We start from the raw sequence: 20,463 nt of genomic DNA, 5'->3' as shown, positions 1-20,463 counted from the left end.
GGCGGTGCCCCGGGGGGTGGCTCCCCCCGGCCCGTCCGCGCGGTGGGGCGGTGGCTGCCCTCCCCCCCCGCCGCCCCCCGGGGCGGGGGGGGCCCGGCGCGTCCGGGGGCGCCGTGCACCACTCGACGGGCGTCGGGGGACGCCGTGCACCGCTCCGGTCCGGGCCACGACGCCCGCTCAGTGACGCCGGCCGGCGCGGGAGCGGCGGCGGACCACGTAGACCGCGCCGCCCGAGGCGGCGGCCAGGACCAGCGCCCCGCCGGCAGCCAGTTCGGTGGAGCTGGGGGCCATCGAGCCGCCGACACCGCCCTGCACCCCGCGCGGGGGCGTGAGGATCGTGGCGCTGATGGTCGGTGTGGCGGTGGGGGAGCCGCTGATCGTCAGGGCGACGGTGTCCTGCACGCCGCCGGTGCAGTTGAACAGCACCGTGTAGACGGCCCCGGGCTTGGCGTCCGCGTCCACCGTGGCCGTGGCCGTCGATCCCGGTGCGATGGTGGCCGTGTCGAAGATGCCGGCCGAGGCCGTCGCCGTACTGGCGCAGCCGGGCGCGCTCAGCGTCACCCGGCCGCCCGGGGCGACGACACCGGGCGACACGACGAAATCGCCCGGTGCCTTGGCCCTGGGCGCCCGCGGGCCGGCCGCGGGAGCGCCGTCCGCCGCGAGGGCGGCGGGGGCGGCCAGGGCGAGGGCGGCCGCCCCCAGCAGGGCAGTGGTAGCGGCACGTATCGCGCGCATGGTGAATCCTCCGGGTCCCGAGGGGCAGCCGCGGAAGGGGGCTTCCGCCAATGACCGTGCGTACACCTCGTCGCCGGAAACGCTAGGAGCGCACTACCACAGCCGCGATCCCAGACGTGCGAATGGGGCATGGAAGTCCCCCGAGTGGCCCACGGTGGCGTGTCGCCTCACCGTGTGAGCTGCGGGAACAGGTCGGTGAACGGCGCGGCGGTGGCGGAGATGCCCCGGCCGAACGGCGCGTCGAAGTCCCAGATGAGGAACAGCAGGAACGCGATCAGCACGCTGAAGAGCCCGGCGAGCAGCAGTTCCCGGCCGGTCCTGCGGATCTGGAGCGTGAAGATCAGGCCGACGGTCACCAGGGCTCCGATGATCAGGCCGAACCACACCACCCCCGGCATGGTCGCCCCCGCGTTCTGCCCCCGGGCTCCACGGGCGTCGTCGGCCGCCGCGACCTGGTCGACCAGCGGCTGGTACGCCTGCCCCTCGAAGTCGTTGGCGGGCTGGTAGTCGGTGACGCTGCGCCGGACCCGCTCCAGGAGCGCGGTGCCCTCGTCGCTCAGCTCGCCGTGCTCCGACATGTACGTCCACTCGTCGTGGACCACGAAGGAGACGTACGCGTCGACGTCGGCGCGGATGCCCGCCCGGACCGCCTGCGGGTACACCTCGGCGCGGGCCGAGATCTCGTGCATCGCCTGGGCCTCCTGCCGGACGGTCTCCTGGGCGGCCCCGCGGGCCTCCCAGACGCCGGCGATGGCCAGACCGAGGACGATCGCGTAGATCACGCCGATCATCATCGTCATGTACTCGATGACGTCGGGGGTTTCACTGGGGTCGTCGTCCTCGGGGACCCGGCGGTTGTTGATGACGACGATGGTGAGGACGACGGCGCAGGCGGCGGCCATCGCAAGGGTCAGAACTAGCCATTCGGACATGGGAATTCTCCGGCGGGATTCAGCGGGACAGCGGATCGGGGGACGGCGGATCTGCGGGACGCCGGGTCACTTGGACCGCGGGCGCAGGATCGCCGTCGCGAGCACGGCCGGGGCGGTGATCATCAGCGTCGCGGTGACCACGGAGGTGCCTCCCTCCCGTTTGGTCTTCGTGACGGGGCGGTAGTGGGGCAGCGCCACCGGCGCGGGGGCCGGGGGGCGGGGCCGCACGGTCGGCGGAGGCGGCGGCGCGGGCGCGGGCTCCGGCGGCCTGGTGGTCGGGGGCGCCGGGGACGGCGGAACCGGCCGGGGCGCGGGCCTGGTCGCCGGCGGCTTCGGTACGGGCCGGGGCGGGAGCGGCTTGGGCGTGGGGGGCGGCGGGGGCGGCTCCGGCTTCGGGGTGGGTGTCGGGGTGGGGGAGGGTTTCGGCGGCGTGGGTTTCGGCGTCGGGGAGGGCGGCGGCGTCGGTGTGGGCGTGGGCGACGGGCACGGCGGCGGGGGCGGCTTGGGGTGGCACGGCTTCGGGTGGTGGTGATGGCCCTTGCCGTGGCCCTTGCCATGACCCTTGCCGTGGCCGTCGCCATGGCCCTTGCCGTCGCCATGGCCGTTGCCCCGGCCATCGCCCTGGTTGCCGTCGCGGCCGTCGTCACCGCCGTCGTCGTTGTCGTCGTGGTGGCCGCCGGCGGACGCCACCGCGAGGTGCGAACCGCCCGCGTCGGTCGAGGCGTAGGCGCAGGCGTCGGCGGCGGCGGGCACGGGTGAGGCGAGCAGCCACACCAGCCCCAGGGCCGCCAGCGGCCGCGCGAGGAGTGATCCGTACAGAGACACGCCGTCGAGCTTGATCACATGAAGGCGGCGCCGGGGCGGAATCGAGCGGGATTCGCCGGATGGAGGGGATCTCCGGTTGTGTGGACTTGACGTTTCGCCGCGCGTCGGAGACGGATTCGGCGCAATGCCCGGTATCAGCGTCCGCCGTGATTCCGGGCGGAGGGCCGAGAAGGCCCCTTCCGGCCTCCGGAACAAGAAGTGTCCGGTTGTCGCCCTGTCGGAGCGGGCGGTCAACGGGGCATCCTGCACCGGCGACCTGGCCCCGACGGCGGCAACGACCGAGGTACGGACGGGACCTGGGCCACCGTCGGGTGGTGAGCGGCGTCGCCGGAGTAGCCGACGCACGATCATATGCACGTGAATTTGCACAGCCTGAAGGCGTGAACTCTGCGTTCCGGGAGCACGTGCCAATGGCGTGTGACCAAGAACGGACCGCTAATTTCCGTTTCTACTCGCTCTCCCGGCGGGCGATCAGTAGCCTCACCTCGAACACCGGCCACGAACACATGGCCGCATCCCCCGTGGCGACTTGTTGGAGACATTGATGGAGCGTCCCGCCTGGGCTCCGCCTGGTATCGACATTTCGGTGCCGAGCGTGTCCCGTATGTACGACTTCTATCTGGGCGGCTCGCACAATTTCGAAGTGGACCGGGAAGCGGCGCGCAAGGCCATGGAGTTCATGCCTGGCCTGCCCAAGATCATGCAGGCGAACCGTGCCTTCATGCGGCGCGCCGTCCGCCACGCCGTTGACAACGACGTCACCCAGTTCCTGGACATCGGCTCCGGCATACCCACCTTCGGAAACGTGCACGAGGTCGCCCGGGCCGCCGACCCCGCCGCGCGGGTCGTCTACGTCGACCACGACCCGGTCGCCGTCGCCCACAGCCGCGCCGTCCTGGAGGGCGACGAGGAGGCCGCGGTCGTCGCGGGCGACCTGCGCAAGCCGGCCGAGATCCTCTACAGCCCCGAGGTGTCCCGGCTCATCGACCTGGACCGGCCGGTGGCGCTGCTCCTCGTCGCCGTCCTGCACTTCCTGGAGGACGAGGACCGGCCGCACGAGGCCGTCGCCGAGCTGATCGACGCCCTCGCCCCCGGCAGCCTCGTCGTCGTCACCCACGCCTCCTACGAGGGCATCCCCCTCCTGGAGGAGGAGGCCGGCGGCACCGTCGGGGTCTACCGGAACATCCGCAACCCCCTGGTGATGCGGTCCAGCGGCGAGATCGCCCGCTTCTTCGAGGGCACCGAACTGGTCGAGCCCGGCCTCGTCCCGATGCCGCTCTGGCGACCGGAGAGCCCGGTCGAGGAGGAGGATCCCTACGCCTTCTCCGGTTTCGCAGGGGTGGGGCGCAAGGCGTGAAGGTCCCGTCGCAGCCGACCGGCGCACTCGCGGAGGCCGATGGGCCGGAGGACCGGCTCAGGCGGTTCGTCACCATCTGGAGCCGCGCGATCTTCCCGGTGACGGCCACCTCGCTGACCCGTGCCGAATTCGAGGGCCATCTGCTGCCGCTGGCGCGCACCCTGTGCGACGCGCTGCACGCCCGGCCCTTCGACACGGCCCCGGCCCACCGCACCGGAGCGGCCCTGGTCGCCGCCCACTGCACCGACCCGGACGCGCTCGGCCGCAGCCTCGGCGTCGTCGACTCGTACCTGGTGCTCTACTGCGGTACCGAGTCGGACGTGCCCGCCGAGGAACTCCGCGCCCGCTGCGCCCGGCTCCAGCACGCCATGGCCACCGGCTATGCCCAGGCCCTCCGCGAGCGGACCCGCGCCGAACAGGAGGCGATCGCCCGCTCGGCGCTGGCCGCCCGCAGCGCCGCCGAGATCGCCCTGCACGCCACCGAGAGCCGCTTCCGCGCGGTCTTCGACGGGGCGGCCATCGGCATCGGCATCGCCGACCTCGACGGCAACGTCCTGGAGATCAACGAGACCCTCACCCGCATGTTCGGCGGGATGGAGGGCCAGGTGCGCAGCCGGAACGTCAGCGAGTGGGTCCACCCGGAGGACGGACCGCACGTCTGGAAGCTGTACGAGGAGCTGGTCCGCGGCGAGCGCGAGCACTACCGCGTCGAGAAGCCCTACTACCGGGGTGACGGAACGGTTCTGTGGACCAACCTCACCGTCTCGCTCCTCCGCGACGCCGAGGGCCGCCCGCAGTACCAGCTGGCCCTCCTGGAGGACACCACCGAACGGCGCCTGCTCCACCTGCGCCTGCGGTACGAGGCCACCCACGACGCGCTCACCGGCCTGCCCAACCGCACCCTGTTCTTCGAACGCCTGGAGAAGGCGCTCGCGCCCGGCGACAACGCCCGCTTCGGCCTCTGCTACCTCGACCTCGACGGCTTCAAGGTCATCAACGACAGCCTCGGCCACTCCACCGGCGACCGGCTGCTCGTCGAGGTCGCCGACCGCCTGCAGAGCTGCGTCACCGGGGCCGGCGAGATGGTGGCCCGGCTCGGCGGCGACGAGTTCGTCGCCCTCACCACCGCCCCCGGCGGCGAACAGGACGTCACCGAGCTCGCCGACCGCATCCTCGCCGCCCTCGCCACCCCGCTCCGCATCGAGGGCCGCGAACTGACCGTCCGCGGCAGCCTCGGCGTCGTCGAGGGCCCGGCGGGGGAGCGGACCCCGGCCGAGGTGCTCCGCAGCGCCGACATCACCATGTACCGGGCCAAGTCCGCGGGCGGCAACCGCTTCGAGCTCGCCGACCCCGAGGCCGACGCCCGCGCCATCACCCGGCACGGACTCACCACGGCCCTGCCCACCGCCCTGGAACGCGGCGAGTTCTTCATCGAGTACCAGCCCCTCGTCCACCTCCACGACGGCAGCGTGCACGGCGCGGAGGCGCTCGTCCGCTGGTGCCACCCGCAGCACGGAGTGCTCGGTCCCGACCGCTTCATCCCGCTCGCCGAGGACACCGGCCTCATCGTGCCGCTCGGCCGGTGGGTGCTCCAGGAGGCCGTCCGCCAGGCCCGCTTCTGGCAGACCCGGCACGCCGACGGCGGCCCGCTGCGGATCAACGTCAACCTCTCCCCGACCCAGCTGCACCACCCGCGCCTGGTCGCCGACACCGTCGACGTCCTGGAGCGGTCCGGGCTCGAACCCGGCGCGCTCTGCCTCGAAGTCACCGAGTCGGCCCTCATCGGCGCCGACGAGGACCTCCTCAAGCCGCTCCGGCAGCTCGCCGAGATGGGCGTCGACATCGCGCTCGACGACTTCGGCACCGGCTACTCCAACCTCGCCAACCTGCGCCGCCTCCCCGTCAGCGTCCTCAAGCTCGACCGCTCCTTCACCCGCGGCATGCAGCAGCACCCCGTCGACCCGGTCGACCTCAAGATCGTCGAAGGGATCGTCTCGCTCGCCCACAGCCTCGAACTCGCCGTCACCGTCGAAGGAGTCGAAACCGGCGCCCAGGCCCGCCGGCTCCGCGACCTCGGCTGCGACACCGCCCAGGGCTGGTACTACGCCCGCCCCGGCGCCCCGGACCGCATCCACTCGCTGCTCCTGGCGGACGCGGTCTGAGACCCGAGCACACGAGACCGGCCTCCCCGCGCGAAGCGGGGAGGCCGGGAAGAGGTACGGGGGAGGAAAGCGGAGAGGCTATTCAGGGAGTGGGAGAAGGAAGCCTCTCCATGGCCTCGCCCCGGGCAACGACCGTAACACTCAGACGGGCAGCAGGTCGCGCAGGTTTTCCGGGGTGAACACGCGTGAGCCCGGCGCCAGGCCGTCCGGCCGCTCCAGGCCGATGTACGTCACCGGGTCGCCCGGCAGGGTACGGCCGTCCCACAGAGTCAGCGGCGCCCCCGACTCCGCCATCAGCGCCACCAGATGACGTACCGTCAGTGGAGTCCGGCCGAGCAGACCGCGCAGCAGGAGCGCGATCGACACCCGGTGTTCCTCGACCCGGTTCGCCGACGGCGTCCCCCGCAGGTACAGGTGCAGCCAGTGCGCGTGCCAGCGGCCCTCGTCGTCCCGCCGGAACGCCAGCGGCAGCGCCACCCGGCCGGGACCGCGCAGATCCGACTTCATCCGGACGGTCCTCGGCTCGAACGGCCGGCCCGCCTGCGCGGACTCGCGCAGCATGAAGCCGAAGAAGCACTCCGCCGCCGCGTCGAAGCCCTCGCCCGAGAAGACGTGCACCTGCGGGACGACGAAGGTGCCGCGCACCGCGCCGAGCCGCAGATCGATGAACTCCGATGCCCCGTCCGGCGCCGAGGTGATGTCACCGGAATGGCTTCCCTCGACGTCGGTGAGCGCGGTGTACGACAGCCAGGTGACCGCCGAGTAGTTCTCGTCCAGGACGAGCGCCGACAGATCGTGGTCGGTGGTGTGCCGCGCCTCCCTCCAGTACGTGAAGAAGCGCAGCAGTTCGCCCTCGACGGGTGAGACCGAGCCGCGCGGCAGGACGCCGAGCCCCGCCGAGGCCGCCCGCCCGCTCAACGGAAGGGCGACGTCGAGGACTTCGGGGTCGATCAGGAGGTGGCCGGGGTCCGGCAGTCGATGCCGGGTCTCCGCGTCGAGGACCTCGACGAGCCGCTCACGGACGGCGTCCGCCAGGGGTGGGCGCGTGTCGGCGGTGACCCATGCCTTGCCCTCCCGGTTCACGAACACGCGGCGCTCCCCGCTCTCGCCCGCGCGATTGCGGACGTGCTCGCGCACGGACAGGACGACCCGGCCCGACACCTCCGGCGCGGCCCGCTCGACGGCGGCGAGGACCGCCTCCCGCTCCGTGCCCTCCGCCGCGTCGCGCAGCAGCCGGTCCAGGGCACGGAACAGCCGCCCCGGGGCGTGGGACGCCAACAACTCCGCCGCGCCCGTGACATCGCCCCGGCCGAGCATCTCCTCCACCCGGCTGTCGAACGACGGTGCCCTACGCTCGCCCCGGGCCACGGCGAACACCTCGGCGGCGTGCGGCCAGTGCGGGTACGCGTGGGGGTGCAGCCGCTCCCCGAGGCGCTTCCACGCCTCCGCGTGCGCGGACACGTCCCCGAGCTTCGCCGGAAACGCGGCCACCACCGCGTCGAGCCCCGCGAGCAGGGCCCGGCGGTACGGGCGGGACAGCGCGCGGAAACGGGTCGGCTCGCGCAGGGTGACATCGCCCTCGGCGAGGGCGCAGGCCAGCCGCAGGGCGTCGGTCACGGTGTCGAGCAGCGGGGCGGCGCCCACCCGCAGCCGGGCGCGGTTGACCACGGCGCGGTTCTCCCGAACGGTGATCGTCTCGGGCTGTGGGCCGTCCGCGCAGTGCTCGGCGAGCACGGCCAGATCGCGCAGGTGCTCCTCGCCGAGCGGGGTCGTGCCGCCGGCCAGGGCGAGGTAGAGCCCGGTGACCTCGGTGTCCGCGTCCGCGCCCAGGTGCAGCACCGTCAGCCGGTCGCCGGCCGCCGCGATCAGCTCGTCGTGGACGGCGAGCATCTCCTCGTACGTGTGGCGGTAGCGGCCGTACGACGGGAGGGTCAGCAGATCGAGGACGCCCGCGCGCAGCCGGTCGATCGCTCCGGCGCGGGCGTCGCCGTCGTCGAGTGCCTCGGTCACGCACGCGATCCAGAAGTCCGTCGTGTCCGGCACGTCGGCCGGGAAGCCGACGAAGCAGACGTTGTGCCGCACATGGTCGCCGACGAGTTCGCGGACCGTGCCCAGGGTCCTGACGGCGGTCTCGACGACCGTCGCCTCCGCGAGCCCCGACAGGCGCGTGAACAGCTCGGGCGAGAGCTTGAACCCCGCGGTCATCAGGGCGGCGTCGAAGCGGCGCGCGGCGGCGGTCCCGTCGCCGGCCGGACCGGCGGGGGAGGGGAGACGGAAGGTGTGCCGGACGACCAGAGGTTCGAGCGCGTGGACCATGCGAGCATGCTCGCAGCCGCCCGCGGCCCGCCGCACGCGGATTTCCGCGCGGGCGCGCGCCACCCCCGGGGGGCGAAAGCGGCACGACGGCGGCCTCGGGCGTGCATGACCAGGAGGCCGGTGTCGGCCCGGGGCCCGGGGCCCAAGGCTCGGCGCTCAGACGGTCGCCTCGCCCGCCGCTGGGGCCGGGTCCGCCGCGTGGTTCGGGTCGCCGCGTCGGGTGGCCAGCAGGATCCGCTGGAGTTCCCGCGCCGCTCTCGGGGGAGCGACGTCGCTGCGGTGGGCCAGGGCGATGGTCCGGCGCAGGCCCGGCCGGGCGAGGGCGGTGACGCGGAGGTCCCGGCCCGCGCGGGCCGCGACCATCGCGGGGACGACGGCGAGCCCGAGCCCGGCCCGGACGAAGCCGAGGACCGCGTCGAGCTCGCCGCCCTCGACCGTGAAGGTGGGCTCGAAGCCCTCCGCCCGGCAGGCCGCGACGGTGAGTTCCCGCAGGTCGTAGCCGTGCCGGAACATCACGAGGGGCTGGTCGCGCAGGTCGGTGATGCGCACCGGCCGGCGGGGGGCCGGGGCCGAGGTCGAGGAGACGACGACCAGGTCCTCGCGGAGCAGCTCGACCGTGGTCAGGGCCGGTGACGGGGTCGGCAGCGGCAGTACCACGAGCGCGAGGTCGAGGGCGCCGCGCGCCAGCTCCCGTACGAGATCGTGCGAGCCGCCTTCCTCGATGAGGAGCTCGATCCCCGGGTGGAGGTCGTGGAAGGCCCGGAGCACGTCCGGGAGCAGCCCGGTGCACAGGCTCGGGGTCGCGCCGAGCCGCACCCGGCCCCGCTTGAGCTGCGCCAGCTCCTGCACCTCGATGCGCGCGGTCTCCGTGTCGGCGAGGATCCGGCGGGCGAGCGGCAGCAGGGCCTCGCCCGCGTCGGTGAGCGTGATGTTGCCCCGGGCGCGGCTGAACAGTTCGGCGCCCAGCTCCTGTTCCAGCGCCTTGATCTGCTGCGAGAGGGAGGGCTGCGAGACGTGGACGCGCTCGGCGGCCCGGGTGAAGTGACGGGTCTCGGCGACGGCGACGAAGTAGAGGAGCTGCTGGAACTGCATGGTCCCAGCGTAGGGCAAGTGAATAGGCTGGGCCTATCGAGATCAGCCGGACCATGTCTTGGACCTCTCGGGCCCTTCGGCCCTAGCGTCGTACGCATGGCTCTGGCACCCACGAGGGACCGGACGGCGGGCCGCCCGCCGTCCCCCACACCGTCACGCGGATTCTGGTCGTCCACCCTGGGCAAGAAGACGGTCATGGCCGTCAGCGGGCTGATCATGCTCGGCTATCTCGTCGCCCACGTCGCCGGGAACCTGAAGGTCTTCTTCGGCCCCGAGGAGTTCAACGGCTACGGCCACTGGCTGCGGGTCATGGGCGCCCCCGTCCTGCACCACGAGTGGGCCCTGTGGATCGTGCGGATCCTGCTCGTCGCCGCCGTCGTGGCGCACGCGGTCTCGGCGTACCAGCTCAGCCGCCGCGACGTGAAGGCCCGCCCGACGGCGTACGTCCACCGCCGCAGGCGCGCCTCGTACGCGACCCGCACCATGCGCTGGGGCGGGATCATCCTCGCCCTCTTCATCGTCTGGCACGTCCTCGACCTGACCACCGGCACCGTCCACCCGGGCGGCTTCGAGGAGGGCAAGCCCTACCAGAACGTGGTCGACACCTTCTCCACCTGGTACGGCAACGTCGTCTACATCGTCGCCATGCTCGCGGTGGGCCTGCACGTCCGCCACGGCTTCTGGAGCGCCGCACAGACCCTGGGCGTCGGCACCGCCCGCCGCGAACGCCTCCTGCGGGCCCTCGCCAACACCCTCGCGATCGTCCTGACCGCGGGTTTCGTCTCCGTCCCCGTCGCCGTCATGACCGGAGTGGTGAGCTGACATGTCCTATTCCGACTACGGCCCCGGTACGCCGCTCGCCGACACCAAGGCCCCCGCCGGGCCCGTCGCCGAGCGCTGGGACACCCGCCGCTTCGAGGCGAAGCTGGTGAACCCCGCCAACCGCCGCAAGCACCGCGTCATCGTCGTGGGCACCGGCCTCGCCGGCGGCTCCGCCGGCGCCACCCTCGCCGAACAGGGCTACCACGTCGTCCAGTTCTGCTTCCAGGACTCGCCGCGCCGCGCCCACTCCATCGCCGCCCAGGGCGGTATCAACGCCGCCAAGAACTACCGCAACGACGGCGACTCCATCCACCGTCTCTTCTACGACACGGTCAAGGGCGGCGACTTCCGGGCCCGCGAGTCCAACGTCCACCGCCTCGCCCAGATCTCCGTCGAGATCATCGACCAGTGCGTCGCCCAGGGCGTGCCCTTCGCCCGCGAGTACGGCGGCCTCCTGGACACCCGCTCCTTCGGCGGCGTCCAGGTCTCCCGGACCTTCTACGCGCGCGGCCAGACGGGGCAGCAGCTCCTCCTCGGCGCCTACCAGGCACTGTCCCGGCAGATCGCCGCCGGAAACGTCGAGATGCACGCCCGTACGGAGATGCTCGACCTGGTCGTCGTCGACGGGCGGGCCCGCGGCATCGTCGCCCGCGACCTCGTCACGGGCGAGATCTCCACCCACTACGCGGACGCCGTGGTCCTCGCCAGCGGCGGCTACGGCAACGTCTTCTACCTGTCGACGAACGCCATGAACTCCAACGCCACGGCCGTCTGGCGGGCCCACCGGCGCGGTGCGTACTTCGCCAACCCCTGCTTCACGCAGATCCACCCCACCTGCATCCCGCGCACCGGCGACCACCAGTCCAAGCTGACCCTGATGAGCGAGTCGCTGCGCAACGACGGCCGGATCTGGGTCCCCAGGGCCAAGGGCGACACCCGCGCCGCCGCCGACATCCCCGAGGACGAGCGCGACTACTACCTGGAGCGCATCTACCCCTCCTTCGGCAACCTCGTCCCCCGGGACATCGCCTCCCGGGCCGCCAAGAACGTCTGCGACGAGGGGCGCGGTGTCGGCCCCGGCGGGCAGGGCGTCTACCTCGACTTCGCCGACGCGATCCGCCGCATGGGCCGGGCGGCGGTGGAGGAGAGGTACGGCAACCTCTTCGACATGTACGAGCGGATCACCGCCGAGAACCCGTACGAGGTCCCGATGCGGATCTATCCCGCCGTGCACTACACGATGGGCGGACTGTGGGTCGACTACGACCTCCAGACGACCGTCCCCGGTCTCTTCGCCGTCGGCGAGGCCAACTTCTCCGACCACGGGGCCAACCGGCTCGGCGCCTCCGCCCTCATGCAGGGCCTCGCCGACGGCTACTTCGTCCTCCCGGCCACCATCAACGACTACCTCGCCCGCCACCCCCACGCCGAGCCCGTCACCGACGACCACCCGGCCGTCCGGGAGGTGCTCGCCGAGACCGAGGACCGGCTGAACCTCCTCCTCGCCGTCGACGGCGACCGCACCCCCGACTCCTTCCACCGCGAACTCGGCGAACTCATGTGGGAGTACTGCGGGATGGCCCGCACCGAGGCCGGGCTGCGCACCGCCCTCGCCCGGATCCCCGCGATCCGCGAGGAGTTCTGGAGCCGCGTCAAGGTCCCGGGGACGGGCGAGGAGTTCAACCAGTCCCTGGAGAAGGCCAACCGGATCGTCGACTACCTGGAGCTCGCCGAGCTCATGTGCCTCGACGCGCTGCACCGCGCCGAGTCGTGCGGCGGTCACTTCCGCGAGGAGTCCCAGACCCCGGACGGCGAAGCCGCCCGCCGCGACGAGGAGTTCGCGTACGTGGCCGCCTGGGAGTTCGGCGGAACCGGCGGGGCCCCCGTCCTCCACAAGGAGGACCTCACCTTCGAGTACGTCCACCCCACCCAGCGGAGCTACGCATGAGGCTCAACCTGCGCGTCTGGCGCCAGAAGAACGCCGGCACCGAGGGCGCCATGGCCACCTACGCGGTGGACGGGATCTCGCCCGACATGTCCTTCCTCGAGATGCTCGACACCCTCAACGAGGACCTCATCGTGCGCGGCGAGGACCCCGTCGCCTTCGACCACGACTGCCGCGAGGGCATCTGCGGGGCCTGCAGCCTCGTCATCAACGGCGACGCCCACGGCCCGGAGCGCACCACCACGTGCCAGCTCCACATGCGCTCCTTCCGGGACGGCGACACGATCGACGTCGAGCCGTGGCGCGCGTCCGCCTTCCCGGTCGTCAAGGACCTGGTCGTGGACCGCACCGCCTTCGACCGGGTCATCCAGGCCGGCGGCTACATCACCGCGCCCACCGGCTCCGCCCCGGAGGCCCACGCCACCCCGGTCCCCAAGGCCGACGCCGACTCCGCCTTCGAGCACGCCGAGTGCATCGGCTGCGGCGCCTGCGTCGCCGCCTGCCCCAACGGCTCCGCCATGCTCTTCACCTCGGCCAAGATCAACCATCTCAACGTCCTGCCCCAGGGCTCGCCCGAGCGCGAGACTCGGGTCCTCGACATGGTCGCCCAGATGGACGCCGAGGGCTTCGGCGGCTGCACGCTGACGGGGGAGTGCGCGACGGCGTGCCCGAAGGGGATTCCGCTGCCGTCGATCGCGGCGATGAACAGGGAGTGGCTGCGGGCGCGGCGGAAGGCGGCCCGGGGCTGAGGCCGGATCCGGACAGTCTGACGGCGTGGGCTCCGCCACACCTCGCACCCCTGAGCGAAAGATCGTTCACGAAACGATCACCTTCTCCGTAAGATCTTCGCTCGGGGGTGCTCCTGTCTCCCGTGACAGCAAGATCAACTCCGTTCAAACCTGCACTTTTCCCCGCATGTTGTCCACATCGCGGCCAACCGCCCGCCGGCGATTTCCGCCGCGCCGACACCCCCGGGTACTGATGAAAGCCGCCGGGGGCACATGACCAAACCCCCGGTCGCACAGACCATTTGGGGGTTTCATGTCCAGCATCACCCGCCGCCGGGCTCTCGGCGTCGCGGCCGGCGCGGCAGGCGCCGCCGCGGGCCTCGCCCTGGCCGGATCCGCCGTCGCCGACGCACCCCGGGCCGCCGCGCCCGCGGCCGGCCCGGCGCCGGCCTCCTTCGACGAGGTCTACCAGGGCCGCCGCATCAAGGGCGGACCCTCGCACGCGGGCGGTCACCACGGGGGACACCACGGAGGCGGCTACTCCGTGACGATCGACGGTCGGGAACTGCACGTCATGCAGAACGCCGACGGCACCTGGATCAGCGTGATCAACCACTACGAGCCGGTCACCACGCCCAAGGCGCTGGCCCGCGCGGCCGTCCGCGAACTGCAGGGCGCCCCGCTCGTACCCCTCACCGTCGCCTGACCGATCCAGGAGCACCACCATGACCGTACGCAAGAACCAGGCCGCCCTGACCGCCGACGAGAAGCAGCGCTTCGTCAACGCGCTCCTGGAGCTCAAGCGCTCCGGGCGGTACGACACCTTCGTCACCACGCACAACGCCTTCATCATGAGCGACACCGACAACGGAGACCGCGTCGGCCACCGGTCGCCGTCGTTCCTGCCCTGGCACCGGCGCTTCCTCATAGAGTTCGAGCAGGCGCTCCGGTCCGTCGACCCGACGGTCACCCTTCCCTACTGGGACTGGACGGCCGACCGCACCTCGGGCGCCTCCCTGTGGGCGCCCGACTTCCTCGGCGGCACCGGGCGCGTCCGGGACGGCCGGGTGACGGACGGACCGTTCGCCCGCAGCGGCAACCGCTGGACCGTCAACGTCCGCGTCGACGGGCGCGACTACCTGCGGCGCGACCTCGGAGCCGGCGGCCGCCAGCTCCCCACCCGCGCGGAGGTCGACTCCGTCCTCGCCATGGAGACGTACGACACGGCCCCCTGGAACAGCTCCTCGGAGGGTTTCCGCAACCATCTGGAGGGATGGCGCGGAGTGAACCTCCACAACCGCGTCCATGTCTGGGTGGGTGGCCAGATGGCCACCGGGGTCTCCCCGAACGACCCCGTGTTCTGGCTTCACCACGCGTTCATCGACAAGCTGTGGGCCGACTGGCAGGCCCGCCATCCCCGGTCGACGTACCTGCCCGCCGCCGGCACCGCGAACGTCGTCGACCTCGGTGACACCATGCGCCCGTGGAACGACGTGACCCCGGCGGACATGCTGGACCACACCCGCCACTACACGTTCGACACCGCGGCCTGACCGCGCGCCGGGGCTCAGCGCACGTCGCCGAGCCCCAGCGCCCGGGCCAGATACGGCGCGGTGCGGCCGTCCGCCGCCCGCGCCACCTCGGCCGGCGGGCCGGCGGCGACCACCCGGCCGCCCTCGTCGCCGCCACCCGGGCCGAGGTCGACGACCCAGTCGGCGGTGGCGACGACGTCCATGTCGTGCTCGACGAGGACCACCGAGTGACCGGCGTCCACGAGGCCGTGGAGCTGGCGCATGAGGACCTCGACATCGGCCGGATGGAGCCCGGTGGTGGGCTCGTCGAGGACGTAGAGGGTGGCGGAACGGTGGGGCCGCTGGAGTTCGGAGGCGAGCTTGATCCGCTGCGCCTCGCCGCCGGAGAGTTCGGTGGCGGGCTGCCCGAGCCGGAGGTAGCCGAGGCCGACGTCCAGCAGGGTGCGCAGACTGCGGGCGGCCGCGGGAGTGTCCTCGAAGAACGCGGCGGCGGACTCGACGGTCAGATCGAGGACTTCGGCGATGGTGAGGCCGCGCAGGCGGACCTGGAGGGTCTCGGGGTTGTAGCGGGCGCCGCGGCAGTCCGGGCAGGGGGCGTACGTGCTCGGCAGGAAGAGGAGCTCCACCGAGACGAAGCCCTCGCCCTGGCAGGTCTCGCAGCGCCCGCCCGCGACGTTGAAGGAGAAGCGCCCCGCCTTGTAGCCGCGGGCCCGCGCCTCCTCCGTCTCGGTGAAGAGCCGGCGGACGACGTCGAAGAGGCCCGTGTACGTGGCGAGGTTGGAGCGCGGTGTCCGGCCGATGGGCCGCTGGTCCACCGTCACCAGGCGGCCGACGCCGGAGACCTCCGCGGTCAGGGCGCCCACGAGGGTCGACTTCCCGGAGCCCGAGACGCCGGTGACCGCGGTGAGGACGCCGACCGGGAAGGCCACGTCCACGTCCCGGAGGTTGTGCCGGGTGAGGGGACCCGTCCGCAGCCACCCGGCGGGGGAGCGCACCGGCCGGGCGGGCGGGGCGGCCCGGTCGAAGAGGAAGCGCCGGGTCGCGGAGGCCTCGACGTCCGCGAGGCCGCTCGGCGGCCCGCTGTGCAGCACCCGCCCGCCGTGCACCCCGGCGCGCGGGCCGACGTCCACGAGCCAGTCGGCGTGCCGCACGACGTCCAGGTGGTGCTCGACGACGAAGACGGAGTTCCCGGCAGCCTTGAGCCGGTCCAGGACCACGAGCAGGGCCTCGGTGTCGGCGGGGTGCAGGCCGGCGGACGGCTCGTCGAGCACGTACACCACTCCGAAGAGCCCGGAGCGGAGCTGGGTGGCGAGCCGCAGCCGTTGGAGCTCGCCGTTGGAGAGGGTGGGGGTGGCGCGGTCCAGGCTGAGGTAGCCGAGCCCGAGTTCGGTGACCGTCGCGATCCGTGCGACGAGGTCCGCGGTGAGCACCCGGGCCGTCTCCGCGGCGTCCGCCGCCGTCCCGGAGAGCAGCAGGGACAGGTCCGTCAGCGGCAGCGAGGCCAGGTCGGCGATGGTCCTTCCCCCGAACGTGACCGCGAGCGCCTCCGGCCGCAGCCGGCCGCCGCCGCACACCGGGCACGGAGCACTGGTGAGGAAGCGCTCGGCCTTCGCGCGCAGGGCGGCGCTCTTGGAGTCGGAGAAGGTACGCATGACATGGCGCCGGGCGCTCATGTACGTCCCCTGGTAGGGGCGTTGGATCCGGTCCGCGTCCCGCACCGGGTGCACGGTGACGACCGGCTGCTCGTCCGTGAAGAGGATCCACTCCCGGTCCTTCGCGTCGAGCTCCCGCCACGGCCGGTCGACGTCGTACCCGAGGGCGTCCAGGACGTCCCGCAGGTTCTTCCCCTGCCAGGCGCCCGGCCAGGCCGCGATCGCACCCTGACGGATCGACAGCTCCCGGTCCGGGACGAGGAGTTCCTCGGTGGTCTCGTGGACCCGGCCCAGGCCGTGGCACGAAGGGCACGCGCCCGCCGCCGTGTTGGGCGAGAAGGCGTCGGAGTCGAGCCGCTGGGCACCCTCCGGGTAGCGGCCGGCCCGGGAGAACAGCATCCGCAGGGAGTTGGACAGCGTGGTCACCGTACCGACCGAGGAGCGGGCGTTCGGCGAGGACCGGCGCTGCTCCAGGGAGACCGCCGGCGGCAGCCCGGTGATCTCGCCGACCGCGGGCGCCCCGACCTGGTGGATCAGGCGCCGGGCGTACGGCGCCACCGACTCGAAGTACCGCCGCTGCGCTTCCGCGTAGATGGTGCCGAAGGCGAGGGACGACTTCCCGGATCCGGAGACGCCGGTGAACGCCACGAGCGCGTCGCGCGGGATGTCGACGTCCACGCCCGCGAGGTTGTGCTCACGGGCGCCGCGGACACGGACGTACGCATCGGGGGAGTGGTACATCCGTGGTCCAGTTCTGTCCCGGTCGGGACCGTCGAGCGTGTCGGCCGGGGCAGGGGTCGCCGTCGCCGCTCCGCTGGTCAGGCGGGGTGGTGTCCAGTCTGTCAGGCGCCCCGCGGTGCCAGGCCGACCGCCTTCGCGAGCCTCTGGTACGTGTCGCTCAGCGCGGCCCGGTCATAGGTGCTCGTGGTGACCAGTACCTCCTGCGCCCCCGTCTCCTTGACGGCCTCCTCCAGAGCCTCGGCCACCTGCTCCTCCGTGCCGTGGATGTGGCCGAGCAGGCCGGCCTCGTAGAGACCGCGCTGCTTCTCCGTCATCACGAGGGTCTCGATCCGCTCGGGCGCGTCGAGCGGCGGGAAGTCGCCCCGGGTGCGCGCGTACGCGAGCGACCAGGCTTCGGGGACGAGGAGCCGCCGAGCCGCCTCCTCGGTGGCGGCCACCGCGACCGTCCCGGCGACGACGACGTACGGCTCGGCGGCCCAGGGGGACGGGCGGAAGGCGGCGCGGTAGCCGTCGACGGCCGTCAGCACCCGGTCGCGGCCGCGCAGGTCGCCGATGACCAGGGGCAGCCCGGCCGCCGCGGCGATCCCCGCGCCCTCCCCGGTCGCGAGGACGAACGGCGGCACCCGCAGGCCCTCGGCGGGCCGGGCGTGCACCTGGGGGTGCGCCGTCCGGTCGCCGGTGAACCAGCCGAGGAGTTCGGCGAGCCGGTCCGCGAACCGGTCGGCCTCGTCCTTGTCCTGCCCGAGGGCCCTGCGGACGCCGTCCGTGAAGCCCACCGAACGCCCGACCCCCATGTCGATCCGGCCCGGGAAGAGCGATTCCAGGACGCCGAACTGCTCGGCCACGACCAGCGGCCGGTGGTTGGGCAGCATCACCCCGCCGGTGCCCACCCGGATGGAGGAGGTGGCGGCCGCCACGGCCGCGGCCAGGACCGTCGGCGCCGAGCCGGCCACCCCGGGGACGCCGTGGTGCTCCGACACCCAGAAGCGGTGGTAGCCGAGGGCCTCCACCTCCTGGGCGAGGCGCACGGTGTTCCGCAGCGCCCGGGGCGCGTCCTCGCCCACCCGGGTGCGCGACCGGTCGAGAACGGAGAAGCGGATGCCGTCGAGGAAGGTGCTCACACCGGGTTCAACGCCGGGGGACGGGAGGGATTCCCGGGGCGCGGCCCGAGGCGGTGTTCCGGAGCGGCGCGGCCCGAGGCGGCATTCAGGGGCGGCCCCGCCCGGCGGCTCCTACGCTGGGGTCCGTGACATCGGACAACAGGCCCCTGGCCGTCTTCGACCTGGACAACACGCTGGCCGCGACCGCGCACCGCCAGCACTTCCTGGAGCGCAAGCCCAAGGACTGGGAAGCCTTCTTCGCGGCGGCGCCGGGCGACCCGCCGCTCGACGAGGGCGTCGCGCTCTGTCTGGAGGCGGCCGAGGAGTGCGAGGTCGTCTACCTGACCGGGCGGCCCGAGCGCTGCCGCCGCGCGACGGTGGAGTGGCTGGCCGCGCAGGGGCTTCCGGACGGGCCGGTCCACATGCGCCGCAACCGCGACTTCCGGCCGGCCCGGGTGACGAAGGTGGAGATCCTGCGCCGCCTGGCCGCCGACCGCGCGGTCAGGATGCTGGTCGACGACGACCTGGCGGTGTGCGACGCGGCGGAGGAGGCCGGCTTCCGGGTCGTACGCGCGCGTTGGGCGGAGCCCTCCGAGGCGCTGAAGGAGGCGCAGGAGAAGGAGGGCCGCACCTGATCCGGGCGTCGGGGGCCCGGCCGGTCAGTCCTCGTCCTCCAGGCGGAAGCCCACCTTCAGGCCGACCTGGTAGTGCTCGATCGCGCCCTCGACGATGTGGCCGCGTACCTGCGTGACCTCGAACCAGTCGAGGCCCCGCAGCGTCTGCGAGGCGCGCTTGATGCCGTTGCGGATGGCCTCGTCGACGCCCTCGGTGGAGGTGCCGACGATCTCGGTGACGCGGTAGGTGTGATTCGACATGGGGGCCGAACTCCTCTCGGTACGTTCCCTCCACGGTGCCCCAGGGCACGGCGGCGCGCGACACGACGGGGGCCGGGCGGAGCCCGGGGAGCTACCGGCGGTAAGGGCGTAGATCGTGCGTCCGCGGACGGAACGGGATGGTCAAGGACTTGACCATCTGGTTGGTCCAGACCAGAATCCAGGCCACATACCCGCGCGAACACCCCGTTCGGTCCCCCCATGTCGGGTCAGCCCCCCATGCCGCACGCCCCTGTGCTGAACCGCAGAAGGTGACCCACGTGAACAACCGCCATCTCGCCTGCCCCCTGGCAGTCGCCACCGCACTCGCCCTGGCCGGGTGCGGCATGCTGCCGGGCGGAGGCGGCCAGACGAAGACCGTCAACATCTGGCTGATGCGGGACAGCGTCAGCGAGGACTTCCTCACGCGCTTCACGGAGACCTACGAGGACGAGCACGACAACGTCGAACTCAAGGTCACCATCCAGGAGTGGACCGGCATCGGGAAGAAGGTCACCGAGGCCATCAAGGGCTCCGGCGGCCCGGACGTCATCGAGGTCGGCAACACCCAGGTCGCCCAGTACGCCGACACCGAGAAGCTCTTCGACCTCACACTGGAGTCGGTGCGCGACCTCGGCAGCGACGACTGGCTGCCCGGTCTCGCGCAGCCCGGCAGCATCGGCGGCTCCCAGTACGGCATCCCCTGGTACGCGGCCAACCGCATCGTCATCTACAACAAGGACCTGTTCCTCGACGCCGGCATCGACAAGCCGCCGGCCACCCGCGCCGAATGGCTCACCGACACCGCGAAGCTCAACCGCGACGGCAACCAGGGCATCTACCTCGCCGGACAGGACTGGTACACCCTCGCCGGATTCATCTGGGACGAGGGCGGCGAACTCGCCGTCGACAAGGGCGGCGAGTGGACCGGCGCCCTCGCCTCCCCGGCGGCCCGGCGCGGCATGGCCTACTACAAGCAGCTCCAGGCCCTCGGCTCCGGCCCCAAGAACGCCGACGAGCAGAACCCGCCGCAGGCCGACGTCTTCGCCAAGGGCGACGTGGCCCAGCTCATCGCCACCCCCAGCGCCGTCGCCGCCATCCTCAAGGCCAACCCGGACCTCAAGGACAAGCTCGGCTACTTCCCGATACCCGGCGCCAAGGCCGACCAGCCCTGCGCCGTCTTCACCGGCGGATCCGACCTCATCATCCCGGAGAACGCGCCCCAGCGCTCCGCCGCCATCGACGTGGTCAAGGCCCTCGCCGGCGAGAAGTGGCAGTCCGAACTCGCCCGCACCATGGGATACGTCCCCAACAAGAAGAGCCTCGCCGGCGTCGTCGCCGGCCAGGAGGCCACCGCCGTCATGGCCAAGGCCGCCGCTCGCGGCCGGGCCACCCCCAACTCCCCGCAGTGGGCCAGCGTCGAGGGCGACAACCCCATCAAGCCGTACATGACGGCCGTCCTGACCGGCGAGGACCCCCTGAAGGCGGCCCAGCAGGCGTCCACCGCCATCACGGACACGCTCGCCGAATAGCATTCAGCGTTCGCACACCCGCGATCCCCCGGACGGCCAACTCGAATCCAGCCGGTCACGGAAGAAGTAGGGGCAGGGCCACCGCGCGAGCGGCCCGGCCCGCCCCTTCCCCTTCCGCCC

Annotated in this window: 17 protein-coding genes; 9 read left to right on the top strand and 8 right to left on the bottom strand. The window is 72.7% G+C overall.

Features of this window, described 5'->3' with window-relative positions:
- Nucleotides 1-177 precede the first annotated feature (177 nt).
- From ACFVZH_RS01895 to ACFVZH_RS01885, 3 genes are all read right to left on the bottom strand, one after another.
- Entirely contained in the window at nt 178-735 is a 558-nt protein-coding gene (locus ACFVZH_RS01895; protein ID WP_384891606.1) for a hypothetical protein, read from the bottom strand.
- Between the two features lie 167 nt (nt 736-902).
- On the bottom strand, nt 903-1,667 hold the full coding sequence (locus tag ACFVZH_RS01890; protein WP_384891603.1) for a hypothetical protein: 765 nt from the start codon (nt 1,665-1,667) through the stop codon (nt 903-905).
- A gap of 66 nt (nt 1,668-1,733) precedes the next feature.
- Nucleotides 1,734-2,492, bottom strand: a complete 759-nt coding sequence (locus ACFVZH_RS01885; protein ID WP_384891601.1) for a hypothetical protein — start codon at nt 2,490-2,492, stop codon at nt 1,734-1,736.
- A 544-nt stretch (nt 2,493-3,036) separates the two neighbouring features.
- On the opposite strand from ACFVZH_RS01885, the gene ACFVZH_RS01880 reads away from it, so the two are divergent.
- Together ACFVZH_RS01880 and ACFVZH_RS01875 are read left to right on the top strand one after the other, a co-directional pair.
- Complete coding sequence (locus tag ACFVZH_RS01880) at nt 3,037-3,849, top strand: SAM-dependent methyltransferase (protein ID WP_384891599.1); 813 nt, start codon at nt 3,037-3,039, stop codon at nt 3,847-3,849.
- Nucleotides 3,846-6,011 carry a putative bifunctional diguanylate cyclase/phosphodiesterase gene (locus ACFVZH_RS01875; protein WP_384891596.1) on the top strand — a complete coding sequence of 722 codons (2,166 nt, stop codon included), beginning with the start codon at nt 3,846-3,848 and terminating at the stop codon, nt 6,009-6,011. Before ACFVZH_RS01880 ends, ACFVZH_RS01875 begins: the two co-directional genes overlap by 4 nt.
- Before the next feature lie 141 nt (nt 6,012-6,152).
- Here ACFVZH_RS01875 and ACFVZH_RS01870 read toward each other — a convergent pair whose 3' ends face one another.
- Nucleotides 6,153-8,327 carry a hypothetical protein gene (locus ACFVZH_RS01870; RefSeq protein ID WP_384891594.1) on the bottom strand — a complete coding sequence of 725 codons (2,175 nt, stop codon included), beginning with the start codon at nt 8,325-8,327 and terminating at the stop codon, nt 6,153-6,155.
- Between the two features lie 156 nt (nt 8,328-8,483).
- Nucleotides 8,484-9,419 (bottom strand): LysR family transcriptional regulator, encoded by a 936-nt coding sequence (locus ACFVZH_RS01865; RefSeq protein WP_384891591.1) that lies wholly within the window; start codon nt 9,417-9,419, stop codon nt 8,484-8,486.
- A 96-nt stretch (nt 9,420-9,515) separates the two neighbouring features.
- Between ACFVZH_RS01865 and ACFVZH_RS01860 the strand changes: the two genes are divergently transcribed.
- The 5 genes from ACFVZH_RS01860 to ACFVZH_RS01840 all read left to right on the top strand — a co-directional run bounded on the left by ACFVZH_RS01860 (nt 9,516) and on the right by ACFVZH_RS01840 (nt 14,467).
- The gene (locus ACFVZH_RS01860) at nt 9,516-10,241 is read left to right on the top strand and encodes a succinate dehydrogenase (protein ID WP_384891588.1); all 726 of its coding nucleotides are present in this window, start codon (nt 9,516-9,518) and stop codon (nt 10,239-10,241) included.
- A 1-nt stretch (nt 10,242) separates the two neighbouring features.
- On the top strand, nt 10,243-12,189 hold the full coding sequence (locus ACFVZH_RS01855; protein WP_384891585.1) for a fumarate reductase/succinate dehydrogenase flavoprotein subunit: 1,947 nt from the start codon (nt 10,243-10,245) through the stop codon (nt 12,187-12,189).
- Nucleotides 12,186-12,935 (top strand): succinate dehydrogenase/fumarate reductase iron-sulfur subunit, encoded by a 750-nt coding sequence (locus tag ACFVZH_RS01850; RefSeq protein WP_384891582.1) that lies wholly within the window; start codon nt 12,186-12,188, stop codon nt 12,933-12,935. Before ACFVZH_RS01855 ends, ACFVZH_RS01850 begins: the two co-directional genes overlap by 4 nt.
- A 292-nt stretch (nt 12,936-13,227) precedes the next feature.
- A complete protein-coding gene (locus ACFVZH_RS01845; protein WP_384891578.1) occupies nt 13,228-13,620 on the top strand; it encodes a tyrosinase cofactor in 393 nt (130 codons plus the stop codon).
- Between the two features lie 19 nt (nt 13,621-13,639).
- Nucleotides 13,640-14,467: a tyrosinase family protein gene (locus ACFVZH_RS01840; protein WP_384891575.1), complete on the top strand. Its 828-nt coding sequence runs from the start codon at nt 13,640-13,642 to the stop codon at nt 14,465-14,467.
- Nucleotides 14,468-14,481: 14 nt separating this feature from the next.
- Here the strand turns inward: ACFVZH_RS01840 and ACFVZH_RS01835 are convergent, their stop codons facing one another.
- Nucleotides 14,482-16,839, bottom strand: a complete 2,358-nt coding sequence (locus tag ACFVZH_RS01835) for an ATP-binding cassette domain-containing protein (protein ID WP_384891572.1) — start codon at nt 16,837-16,839, stop codon at nt 14,482-14,484.
- A 101-nt stretch (nt 16,840-16,940) separates the two neighbouring features.
- Entirely contained in the window at nt 16,941-17,960 is a 1,020-nt protein-coding gene (locus tag ACFVZH_RS01830; protein ID WP_384891569.1) for an MsnO8 family LLM class oxidoreductase, read from the bottom strand.
- 125 nt (nt 17,961-18,085) lie between these two features.
- Between ACFVZH_RS01830 and ACFVZH_RS01825 the strand changes: the two genes are divergently transcribed.
- Nucleotides 18,086-18,574 (top strand): hypothetical protein, encoded by a 489-nt coding sequence (locus ACFVZH_RS01825; RefSeq protein WP_384891566.1) that lies wholly within the window; start codon nt 18,086-18,088, stop codon nt 18,572-18,574.
- A gap of 24 nt (nt 18,575-18,598) precedes the next feature.
- Here ACFVZH_RS01825 and ACFVZH_RS01820 read toward each other — a convergent pair whose 3' ends face one another.
- Nucleotides 18,599-18,814 carry a dodecin gene (locus ACFVZH_RS01820; RefSeq protein ID WP_384891563.1) on the bottom strand — a complete coding sequence of 72 codons (216 nt, stop codon included), beginning with the start codon at nt 18,812-18,814 and terminating at the stop codon, nt 18,599-18,601.
- Nucleotides 18,815-19,092: 278 nt separating this feature from the next.
- Here ACFVZH_RS01820 and ACFVZH_RS01815 point away from each other — a divergent pair, with 278 nt between their 5' ends.
- A complete protein-coding gene (locus ACFVZH_RS01815; protein WP_384891560.1) occupies nt 19,093-20,343 on the top strand; it encodes an extracellular solute-binding protein in 1,251 nt (416 codons plus the stop codon).
- Nucleotides 20,344-20,463: the final 120 nt, after the last annotated feature.

The organism is Streptomyces sp. NPDC059534, assembly GCF_042743475.1.
In the GTDB taxonomy this organism is placed as follows: domain Bacteria; phylum Actinomycetota; class Actinomycetes; order Streptomycetales; family Streptomycetaceae; genus Streptomyces.
The sequence above is the reverse complement of the archived record's forward strand: the minus strand, read 5'-3'. Positions and strand labels throughout refer to the sequence as shown.

Coding starts and splice junctions, on each gene's coding strand:
- ACFVZH_RS01870 (WP_384891594.1), bottom strand. CDS start 8,327: ATGGTCCACGCGCTCGAACCTCTGGTCGTCCGGCACACCTTCCGTCTC.
- ACFVZH_RS01890 (WP_384891603.1), bottom strand. CDS start 1,667: ATGTCCGAATGGCTAGTTCTGACCCTTGCGATGGCCGCCGCCTGCGCC.
- ACFVZH_RS01820 (WP_384891563.1), bottom strand. CDS start 18,814: ATGTCGAATCACACCTACCGCGTCACCGAGATCGTCGGCACCTCCACC.
- ACFVZH_RS01845 (WP_384891578.1), top strand. CDS start 13,228: ATGTCCAGCATCACCCGCCGCCGGGCTCTCGGCGTCGCGGCCGGCGCG.
- ACFVZH_RS01850 (WP_384891582.1), top strand. CDS start 12,186: ATGAGGCTCAACCTGCGCGTCTGGCGCCAGAAGAACGCCGGCACCGAG.
- ACFVZH_RS01895 (WP_384891606.1), bottom strand. CDS start 735: ATGCGCGCGATACGTGCCGCTACCACTGCCCTGCTGGGGGCGGCCGCC.
- ACFVZH_RS01840 (WP_384891575.1), top strand. CDS start 13,640: ATGACCGTACGCAAGAACCAGGCCGCCCTGACCGCCGACGAGAAGCAG.
- ACFVZH_RS01855 (WP_384891585.1), top strand. CDS start 10,243: ATGTCCTATTCCGACTACGGCCCCGGTACGCCGCTCGCCGACACCAAG.
- ACFVZH_RS01865 (WP_384891591.1), bottom strand. CDS start 9,419: ATGCAGTTCCAGCAGCTCCTCTACTTCGTCGCCGTCGCCGAGACCCGT.
- ACFVZH_RS01860 (WP_384891588.1), top strand. CDS start 9,516: ATGGCTCTGGCACCCACGAGGGACCGGACGGCGGGCCGCCCGCCGTCC.
- ACFVZH_RS01880 (WP_384891599.1), top strand. CDS start 3,037: ATGGAGCGTCCCGCCTGGGCTCCGCCTGGTATCGACATTTCGGTGCCG.
- ACFVZH_RS01835 (WP_384891572.1), bottom strand. CDS start 16,839: ATGTACCACTCCCCCGATGCGTACGTCCGTGTCCGCGGCGCCCGTGAG.